Raw genomic sequence first — 9,725 nt, forward strand, 5'->3', positions numbered from 1 at the left:
TTTATATAGCTTAGATTCTTCAAATTACTTAATAGTGCTTTTATAAATATTTAAAATATTGTCTAATTGAGATTTTGTTGAGAAATTTTCTTGAATATGTTTGTTGAAAGCAATTGCATGTTCTTTACGTATAACTTCATTTAAAATATAAAACTCCAAAGCCTTTTCTAATGCCCTAGCATTTAAAGGATTTACTAATAGTCCGTTAACCTTATTCAAAACAACAAGTTCACATTCTCCCACATTAGTTGCAATTACAGGTAAGTTTGCTAAACCATACTCTAACAAAGCTATTGGTAAACCCTCAGATTTTGAAGATAATACGCCTATATCAGATGCTCTTAAAATATTGAAAATATCTGGTTGTCTTCCATATAAAAATACAGATTTATTTAGCTCCAATTTTTCTATTTTAGACTTTATATTTTTTGAATACTCGTCATCAAAATCTTTACCTACACAATGTAAAGTCCAATTAGGGTAAAGTTTAACTATATTCTTAAATGCATCAATTAATGTAAAATGATCTTTTTGAGGTCTTAAATTTGCCAAACAAACAATACGCTTACCTGCAACACCATTTAACTTTGTAATCGCCAGACTTTCATTGATAGTGGCAAAATTTGGTAAATAGGTTACATTTTTAATTTTAAGATTTTCTTTTGCCCAAGTTTCCAGAGTTCTATTTACACTAAATACATGCGAAAAGCAATTTGAGCAAATTTTTAAAATACCAAATTTTCTATTATCTAAAAACTCACTATTACCGTAGTGATCGTGCCAAATTATGTGTACGTTTTTATTTAAAATCTTTATAATAGTTGCTAAAAAAAATGAAGTTGAGTGCGCATGAATAATATCTATATTATTAGTTTTTACAAATGTATTTAAACATTTAATAGCTTTAAAATCAACAACTCTTTGTTTATCTAAAAACAAATAACCTACATCACTTGTCAAACTTTCTTCTAAAATCCCTTCTTTTCTTGTTGCGCACAGAAAAGACTGATTTACTTTATCCGACAAGGTGTTGGCTAAATTAACAGCAACACGCTCTGCCCCGCCAGTATCCAAAGAATCTATTAACTGTAATACGCGCATTTATTTTTTTAATAGTTTAATAATTTCAGCTTCAAAAAATTCTAGTGTATACTTTTGAGACCACTTAACAGCCTCATCAGACATTGTTTTTAATTGTTCAGCATTAACTAAGTACTTACTAATAATCTCTATTGACTTTTCAAACTCATTTGGAATTAATATACCTCTATTGCCATAATCTAGCAGATATGGCACACAAGATACTGATGTTGAAATTGGAATTGCTCCAAAAAACATAGCTTCTGCTATTGCTTTTGGCCAACCTTCAGATTTTGAGGGTAAAATTAAAAATTGAGCTTCTTTTAAAGCCTTTTTAACTACATTTTTTTCCTGATTTCCAAATAATCTAATTTTAGAATCCAGACTATTCTCTTTCAAGTAACTAAATAAACTTGTTTTTAAATCGCCATCACCATACAAATCTAAAGTAGTGTCATGACCAATTTTATTTAATGCTTCAATAATTTTAATGGCAAATAAAGGGCGCTTACCTTCCACTAAGCTTCCTATAAAAACTACCTTTAACCTATTAGAGTAATCTCTCGTGTTTAAAACCTCACGTTCTGTATTGCTAAATGTTGCAGTAAAAAATGATTTTATATTTTTTGTTTGATTTTTCCAATCGCCATAAACAATAGCGGTCATGTTTTTAGTTAAAAATGTATTTGAAAGCAACCATTTTTGAATCTTATAACTAATAGGCTGTTTTGAAGCTGGATCCCAATTACCCGCATATTTAGCGGTTTTAACTTTGCTTGGGAAAAAAATTTGAACAAAGCACCCTAGAAGGCCAATATTACCAGGACACCTTAAGTGAATGTGATCTGCGTTTTTACAAGCGCTAATAATGGCATAACAGATTAACGGGATTTTAATTATTGAATTAAAGGCTTTTGCTATACTTGTAAATTCAATTGATGGTATGGATTTAAAAATTAAATTGTCGTGTTTGTAATTTAAATCGATAACACCTTTCTTTTTGTTTTTCTGGGGAGCAACTATAGTGACCTCGTTTACATGTTTTAACCATAAATTCATTTCACGTACATAAGGCGCGTAAGCTGAAACCTCATCGTTATTTACTTGATGTTTAACATGTGTTATAATTAAAAACCTCATCAATAATCTGTCTTAGGTCTGTTAAAAAGTAAAGATAGCCATCCTGCTTTTCTTCCCAAAGCTTCGGTAAACGCTTCTTTTCTTTTATTTGTTGTTAACACATTTAAAAACCGTACAGTGGTTAATAATAAAACGGTTAAATTCCATTTAATTCTGGATTTTAAACTTGGGTGAGGGTACTTTACACGCCATACATACCAACCGTTACGAACCACCATTTTACCATAATTAAATTTATTTGGGCGCCCTGAAACATCATGATGATGAGACAATCTTGCGTTTGTATTTACATATAGCTTTCCTAGTTTGGCTATTCTAAGTGAAAAATCAGCATCTTCGTATAAACCATAGCCTTCAAAGTATATTGAGAAAGATAAATTTTCAAAAACTTTTTTTCTATAACTAGAAACGCCTCCCATAATCTGTTCTACAGGATATGTTTTACCAGAAGGTGGTAAAAACCCAACAGATCTTCCATGAGCAAAAGTTGGTAAAAACCCTGGAGGTGTATCAGGTTGCAAACCAAATTTTCGTCTTAATCTAAATCTAGATGGCTCACTTCGCTCCCAGCCATCAAAATAAAATTTATCTTTATTCTTTTTATTACTTGCTTTTATCCATTCTGCGCCATTAGTAATATAGCCACCAACGGCTAAAGCGTCTGGATACTTCGTATAAGTTTCAATTAAATTTTTAAAATAGTCAGGTGTTAAAATAACATCATCATCTAAAAAACAAATTATTTTTGATTCATCTGAAACTAATTTAACACCATAATTACGTTGTTTAGTGAGTCCTCTATCTTGCTCATCAACATTGAAATATTTTAAATTATCAAATTTGTTATTTTCAAATAATAATTTGGTTTCAGTATTAATTGAACTATCTATAATTAAAATCTCTTTAGGATAATGGATTTGCTCCTTAATTGAAAGCATCAAACTTAGCAAAGACTGGCTTCGCATGTATGTACATATTATTAACGAGATATTCATAAATAAACGATTGTGCTAAATATTTCCTTGTTTGGATTCAAATAAAAAACGTCTTTAATATTTTAATTCTCTTTATGTTAAGCGGAATAATGAATACGATAACACAAGATATTTTATTCAAAATATTAAAAACCTTAACCAATTTTGTTAACTATAACGTTCGCCTTTTTCCATTAGCCGTTTAGCATATCTTAACGATTTACTAAACTGCAGTTGTTTGTAAGGTAATTTTAATAAATTAAAAATAAATCCTTTTTTTCCCTTTTTAAAAGTATAAATAAAGAAATGTTTCCAACGCCACTCTTTAATTTGCGATGACGTAAAATGTTTCAAAAATTTATAAGTTACTGTTGGACTAGGTACAGGGCGAATATGTTTTACTGGTTTATCTAACTCCCAAGGCTGAACCTTACGATTCTTACCCAATATTTTAGACTGATTCCCCCAAAACCTATAGCCTCCAATAGATGGTTTTAAATGTAGATTTGGTGAAAACGGATTATTTAATAATACTTCTCCTAACTTTAAAATTCTTAACCCAAAATCTGCATCTTCTCCGTAACCCCCATCAAAATTTATATCGTTACCTACTAATTTTTTAACAATACTTCTTTTTACGCATGAGTTAGCATTACTAAACAAATGGGCTACACCAACTTTCCATCTGTGATCTTTTAAGATGGATAATTTTTCTTTTAAATCATCAAGATTTTGGTTTGTATTATCTGCCATAATATCTAGTCCATTACAAGCACTAGCGTTGTATGTTTGTAATAATCTTATATGATTCTCTACAAAGTCTGGTAATACGCGCACATCATCATCTGCAAAAATAATATAATCACCAGTACACATTTTAATGGCTTCATTTCTTGCACGACAACTTCCTTTAGTTGTTTGCCATTTTACTTTAACATCAAATTCAAAATTTTCTGGGTTATAATATTTTACATGGCGGTCATCTTCTGGAGTGGCATCAACAATAACGGCTTCCTTAATTAAGTAGGTTTGTGCATTATGGTCTTGAAGTAACAACTCTGTATATTCTTGACGTCTCATTGTTGGAATAACCAAGCTTACCGTTGGATTCCCTATTACTGGGTTTAGCGGTCTATATTTAAGAAGTGTGTTTTGCTTTTTAGAAACTTTTTTTGATGCTTTTTTTAACGCCTTATATTCTGAAAAAAAACTCAAACTCTTTCTAAATAGCATGTAATAACTGTGTTGCTTTTTAAAGTTTTTTAAGAAAAATAAATACCTGTCTTCTTTAGAAATAGATACCTCAATTTGATTTCCTGCAAATAATCCTTTTTTATATAGTGGAATACCTCCTGAATTTCTTAACATATTAAAACCAAAATCTAATCCACTTATAACAGTTTCAGAATATTGATAATCAAAACCTCCTAATGCTTCCCAAACAGATGCTCGAACCACAAAATGATTCGCGTTTAACCTCCAACTAACACATTCTTTTAAATCTTTAAAATCATTTATAAACCACCAATACACAGCAGATTGATATACTAAGTCTTGAAAACAATCTTGAAAACCTTGATCTAGAGCACTGTGCCACAAATCGCCAGTTCCTTGAGGTAGTTCTTCTAACATCTCTATATTTGGATCTCCATGATACAACAAAACCTCACCGCTTTGCGTGTTGTATTTACTAAGTTTAATCATTTTTAATTAATAATGATTTATATAAATTAATGTTATTTTTTAATATCATATCAGGAGAAAAATTAGAAATAACATGCAACCTTCCCATTTTTCCGAAGCTTTTATTTTTTTCTTCATCTGTTAGAAGTGTAACAATTTTATTTGAATACATGTCGTGATTTAATGGGCTTACCAAATACCCTGTTTTCTCATCTTCCATAAGTTCTGTAGCCCAACCTATATTTGACGCCACCAAAGCCTTTTCCATAGCCAAAGTTTCAAGCCAAGTCATTGGAAAAGCTTCAGCAAAACTAGGCAAAACTACTACATGAGCAGTTGCAATATGCTTTTTAATATCTTTATAAGGAACTTCTTGTAAATGTGTTACTTTAGATTTTGCTTTTTCCGTTAAACGCTCATAAAACAAATTGAGTGTAGATTTATTTTCTATTATATCTTTTACATCTTTTCCTATTAAAAGTAGGCTAGCTTTTTCATAATCCTCTACAACTATATTAAATATTTCAGCTAATTCTAAAACCCCTTTTTTTCTAATAATTGTGCCAAAGTACAATATTTGACCAGAACTTATTTTTGTATCAATGGGCTTAAATAGTTCTGTATTAATACCATTGTAAATAGTTTCAATATTATTTTTTAAATGAAAGAGTTTCTTAGTTAATTGCCCTGTAAAGTTGCTTACTGATATTATTTTATTTGCCTTTTTAAGAGCTGATTTTTCAAGATAAAAATTTTTTTGTTTTTGCTTTCTACCTTCAAGATTACAAAAATAGGTGTCACTGCCATGTAACCGAATAATTAGTGGAATTGCAAATGTCATAAATGCTGTAATCCCCGTCCAATCTGGAGCTTCAATAACCTCAATTTTAGAGGCCTTTATTTCTTTTTGAATTTTATTATTGAGATACTTTCGCTCCAAATACCACCCAAAAACCTTATAACCTTTTCTTGGTATTGAGATTATTTTTATATCACTATCAAGGAATGTGGTTTCTTTATTTTGAAAAACTACGAAAACAGTAATTGTATGTCCTTTACTAACTAAAACACTGGCTAAATTTTTAATACTTGAGCCTAAACCAGCAGATGGTTTTAAATTTTTATGAGGATATTCTGGAGTTATAAAGGCTATGTGCATTTAAAAAAGTTTTCTATTTAATTGCTTTTAACTATCATTGATTAATCTTTGTAAACAAAAAAAGTATAAACCACCAACCTTAAAGGCATTAATATTAAAATTGTTAAAGCTGTTGAAATCATATAATTAATATTCAAATATAACCCTAAGTTATAGAAAATATTTGCACATATATAAAAGATAAGAATTGTAAAACAATATCTCATTAATTTATAATTATCATGATTTTTAAAAAACAAAAACTTTAATTGTACACTGTACAAAAGTATATATGCGATACCATAAACAGCTATAAAAGAGACCTTTTTATTAAAATTAAAAATATCGACTAATACATAAAGGCTAACAAACACGTAAATGTAAATTAACAAACTTATAAGAATATATTTTGAAACTAATTTTTTACTAATTACAGATAGTAGTTTCTTGAAATCCTTTTTTTTAAACATAATTCAAATTTAAAATGAGATATCTAATGCTCTTTTTTTGCTAAAATGATTACCCAAGGCGATGGTGTTTCTACAGCTATTACCTTTCCAAATTCCTTTTCAATTAGTTTTATAAGTGATTTTTTTGACCAATGATTTAAATGACCTGGTGTGTTTCCAAAATCTCGAACATACTTGAATCGGCATAAATTTAAAATTCGCCAAAGTGGTTCATTAGGGACTCCTAAAATCAAATAATTGCTGGAAACTCTTTTTATTTCTTTCAAAGCTATTTCTGGGTAATCTAAATGTTCTAATACTTCTAATAAAAACACTAAATCAATGTTATTATTATCATACTTTAATTCGTAAACACTTTCTTGAAATATATCTGTATTCGGATTATTAAGCTTTGCTTTTTCAACTAGTTTTTCAACAAATTCCGACCCGCTTAAATTTGGAACCAGTTTTTTTAATCTTGATGTTGAACGCCCTTCTCCAACACCTATTTCGTGTGCAGAATTAATTTGGGTGGCCTTTATAAGTAACTTTTCAACAGATTTAAAATAATTATTTACTAAGTATTTAGCAATAGCACCCTCATTTTCATACTTTCCAGAAAAATCTTCATTTTCTGGTGTTGCTTTTAATTTTGAATGATCAATTTTCATCAAAATATTTCTTTTTTGTTAGAAATAAAATTTTCTCTTGATTTTCTCGTATTCTATTTAACATATCTGCTAAGAAAGCCAAAACACTAATTACTAGAGATATTCCAACTAGAGATAAAGAAATAAAACCTAGACTCTTATATGGTGTTATCATACCTGTATTAAACCAATTGACTAATACAAAACCTCCCATAAATAAGGCTAATACAAGAACACTTAATGCTATTGTTAAAAAAAATGGTAAAGGACGATAATCTTTAAAGCACCTAAAAATAATAACTGAGGTTTGAAAACCGTACACAAAAAGATTGTTGGCTATTCTCGAAACGCGTCCTTCAAAATACTTAACATTAACTGGTATTTGAGAAATCTTATAGCCTTTATGTAATAAATCTAATATGGTTTCGTGGGTATATGTAAAACTACCTTGTAAATTTAAATTGAATAAACAATCGCGTGAATATGCTCTAAATCCACAAGAAGCATCTTCAATTTTAGTTTTACTAACAAAGCTCACTATTCTACTTACTAAACTATTTCCTAAATACTTAACTTTAGCCATGTTGGCAGGTCTTTGGTTATGAAATCTATTTCCTGTACAAAAGTCTGCTTGTTTTTTAACAATTGGTAAAATCATTTCTGCTATTTGAGAAACGTCAAACTGACCATCTGCATCAATACTAACTAAAACATCGGCCTTATTTGCTAAGGCATAATTAATAGCCGTTTGAAACGCTATACCAACACCTCTATTTTGATAATGATTTATAACCGTAGCCCCTGCATTAATAGCTTCTTTTTCAGTATCATCAATACTACCATCATTTACGACTAATAATTCTACCTCATTAAAGCCTTGATATTTTTCTGGTATCGATTTCAAAACTTTATTTATAGTTATCTGCTCATTAAAAGCTGGCATATAAACTATTATTTTCCTTGACTCCATTGTGTCTCTTTAACAAATTAAAGGTTTTATCATTATTTTGGTAACATAATAGGCATCTAATTTATAGATATCTATTAAGAATCATTGCATCTAATCTAATTTCATTTATAATATAAATTAGTGCGAGTATTTGAGACAAATAAATAAAATATTTATCTCTAACGTTAAACATTTTAAACAAATAATAATAGCCTAGATAAAAACCAGGGAGTAATGCTAACCAGTACCTACTAAACCCCGTTCCTGCGAGTATAAAACCAATCATGACTATTGAAATTGAAATAAATAATTTTTTAATTTCTGCAGATTTTAATCTTTTAACATAACCTAAAACAAAACCAGCTATTAAAATAAGACTAAAAACATAACTTCTAATACCTGTTTTTGGCACAAAAAGCGAAATAAAAGCAGGGATACCGTTAACCTTATCAACCTCATTATGCTGCTCTAAACCTAAACCGCATTTGATATTATAAAGTATTGGATTATCCGTTTTAAACCTACTAACATACCTTATTTCAGTTAAGTTTTGTTCTTGAACACTTATCAAGTATTTACCCCAAAATAAAACTGGAATAAAAAATATAATTGAATATTTAATTATGTAAATTCTATATTTTTTAAAGTTCGTTTTTAAATAATCATAATAATTGATTAAAACAATTAATCCTAATACAGCATAAACATACCTAATGAATAATATTAAGGTGAAAAAAAACAATATTCTAATTAAGTTGCTCTTTTTGGGAGGTTCTGTGGAATAATGAATGAATCCCCAGAAACAGAAAAAAATTAGGGCTTCTGGATATAGCGAAGAAAACCAAGCGATTGCCGTTGGATTTATAGCTGTTAATGCAACTATACCATAAATAATTATAGTTTTAATTTTTTGCTTTTTAAGAAATAAAAAAAGGTATCGAAAACCCAAAACAACCAAACCAATATTGAATAGCTTATTTAAAATAAATCCTAAAACCGGATATGCATTTATCTTAAAAAAAGCAAAAATAAACGGGATTATAGGGGCAATTGTTGAGGGACTATCAGTATAAAAATATTGACCTCGTAATATATTCTCGGCAAGTTTATAATAAGTTTGCTCGTCAGCAAATAGCGGAGTAACTAATGACCGTAGAGAAGACAAAACACTTATTGCAATAATGATTTTGTATACTAAAACATGCGTTTTTATTTGCTTATCTGTCATGCAATTAATTCTTTTTAAACGTATTTATAATTATTAAATTTACAGGAGCTATTTTGATTCATTTAATTCAACCGAAGAGATATCCTCCATCAATATTTTCGTAAACTCATGCGCACCATCAATATTTAAATGTGCACAATTAAAAAAGTATTCTTCTTTATCATCAAAAAGACTCACATAATCTAGTATGCCTGGTATTGCATTTTTAAGTTCTTTTAGTTTTTCTCTGTTTTTAATTTTGGTACAATAAGGTGCTGTGAAAAGTGTAAGCTTAGAATTGGTTCTCTTTACTAATTTTAATGAATATCCGTAATATATCACAATTAAAAATTTATTCATAAATTAGCTAAAAATTCCACCATATGAATATCTTCAGTTTTACAGCAAATTTTGATAGTGAAGCTTCTTGTATCGCTCACTTTAAAGCACATCGT

9 protein-coding genes are annotated in these 9,725 nt (G+C 29.1%); all 9 read right to left on the reverse strand.

Features of this window, described 5'->3' with window-relative positions; genetic code table 11:
- Positions 1-24 precede the first annotated feature (24 nt).
- The gene (locus tag P8K68_RS04275; protein ID WP_300248411.1) at positions 25-1,101 is read right to left on the reverse strand and encodes a glycosyltransferase; all 1,077 of its coding nucleotides are present in this window, start codon (positions 1,099-1,101) and stop codon (positions 25-27) included.
- Positions 1,102-2,220 (reverse strand): glycosyltransferase, encoded by a 1,119-nt coding sequence (locus P8K68_RS04280; RefSeq protein ID WP_300248413.1) that lies wholly within the window; start codon positions 2,218-2,220, stop codon positions 1,102-1,104. It abuts the gene before it with no gap.
- Positions 2,220-3,215, reverse strand: a complete 996-nt coding sequence (locus P8K68_RS04285; protein ID WP_300248414.1) for a glycosyltransferase — start codon at positions 3,213-3,215, stop codon at positions 2,220-2,222. The genes P8K68_RS04280 and P8K68_RS04285 overlap by 1 nt, the downstream gene beginning before the upstream one ends.
- A 147-nt stretch (positions 3,216-3,362) precedes the next feature.
- A complete protein-coding gene (locus tag P8K68_RS04290; protein ID WP_300248415.1) occupies positions 3,363-4,898 on the reverse strand; it encodes a glycosyltransferase in 1,536 nt (511 codons plus the stop codon).
- A complete protein-coding gene (locus P8K68_RS04295; protein ID WP_300248416.1) occupies positions 4,891-6,036 on the reverse strand; it encodes a glycosyltransferase family 4 protein in 1,146 nt (381 codons plus the stop codon). The genes P8K68_RS04290 and P8K68_RS04295 overlap by 8 nt, the downstream gene beginning before the upstream one ends.
- Before the next feature lie 472 nt (positions 6,037-6,508).
- A complete protein-coding gene (locus P8K68_RS04300; RefSeq protein ID WP_300248417.1) occupies positions 6,509-7,135 on the reverse strand; it encodes a class I SAM-dependent methyltransferase in 627 nt (208 codons plus the stop codon).
- Positions 7,125-8,084, reverse strand: a complete 960-nt coding sequence (locus P8K68_RS04305; protein ID WP_300248418.1) for a glycosyltransferase family 2 protein — start codon at positions 8,082-8,084, stop codon at positions 7,125-7,127. Before P8K68_RS04305 ends, P8K68_RS04300 begins: the two co-directional genes overlap by 11 nt.
- Positions 8,085-8,145: 61 nt before the next feature.
- The gene (locus P8K68_RS04310; RefSeq protein ID WP_300248419.1) at positions 8,146-9,291 is read right to left on the reverse strand and encodes a hypothetical protein; all 1,146 of its coding nucleotides are present in this window, start codon (positions 9,289-9,291) and stop codon (positions 8,146-8,148) included.
- 48 nt (positions 9,292-9,339) lie between these two features.
- The gene (locus P8K68_RS04315) at positions 9,340-9,630 is read right to left on the reverse strand and encodes a hypothetical protein (RefSeq protein ID WP_300248420.1); all 291 of its coding nucleotides are present in this window, start codon (positions 9,628-9,630) and stop codon (positions 9,340-9,342) included.
- Positions 9,631-9,725 lie beyond the last annotated feature (95 nt).

It is taken from the genome of Algibacter sp., from assembly GCF_029245835.1.
GTDB lineage: Bacteria > Bacteroidota > Bacteroidia > Flavobacteriales > Flavobacteriaceae > Algibacter_B.

Bases quoted from the DNA above. Each gene is read 5' to 3' on its own strand.
- P8K68_RS04285 (WP_300248414.1), bottom strand. From the start codon at position 3,215: ATGAATATCTCGTTAATAATATGTACATACATGCGAAGCCAGTCTTTG.
- P8K68_RS04280 (WP_300248413.1), bottom strand. From the start codon at position 2,220: ATGAGGTTTTTAATTATAACACATGTTAAACATCAAGTAAATAACGAT.
- P8K68_RS04290 (WP_300248415.1), bottom strand. From the start codon at position 4,898: ATGATTAAACTTAGTAAATACAACACGCAAAGCGGTGAGGTTTTGTTG.
- P8K68_RS04300 (WP_300248417.1), bottom strand. From the start codon at position 7,135: ATGAAAATTGATCATTCAAAATTAAAAGCAACACCAGAAAATGAAGAT.
- P8K68_RS04295 (WP_300248416.1), bottom strand. From the start codon at position 6,036: ATGCACATAGCCTTTATAACTCCAGAATATCCTCATAAAAATTTAAAA.
- P8K68_RS04275 (WP_300248411.1), bottom strand. From the start codon at position 1,101: ATGCGCGTATTACAGTTAATAGATTCTTTGGATACTGGCGGGGCAGAG.
- P8K68_RS04310 (WP_300248419.1), bottom strand. From the start codon at position 9,291: ATGACAGATAAGCAAATAAAAACGCATGTTTTAGTATACAAAATCATT.
- P8K68_RS04315 (WP_300248420.1), bottom strand. From the start codon at position 9,630: ATGAATAAATTTTTAATTGTGATATATTACGGATATTCATTAAAATTA.
- P8K68_RS04305 (WP_300248418.1), bottom strand. From the start codon at position 8,084: ATGGAGTCAAGGAAAATAATAGTTTATATGCCAGCTTTTAATGAGCAG.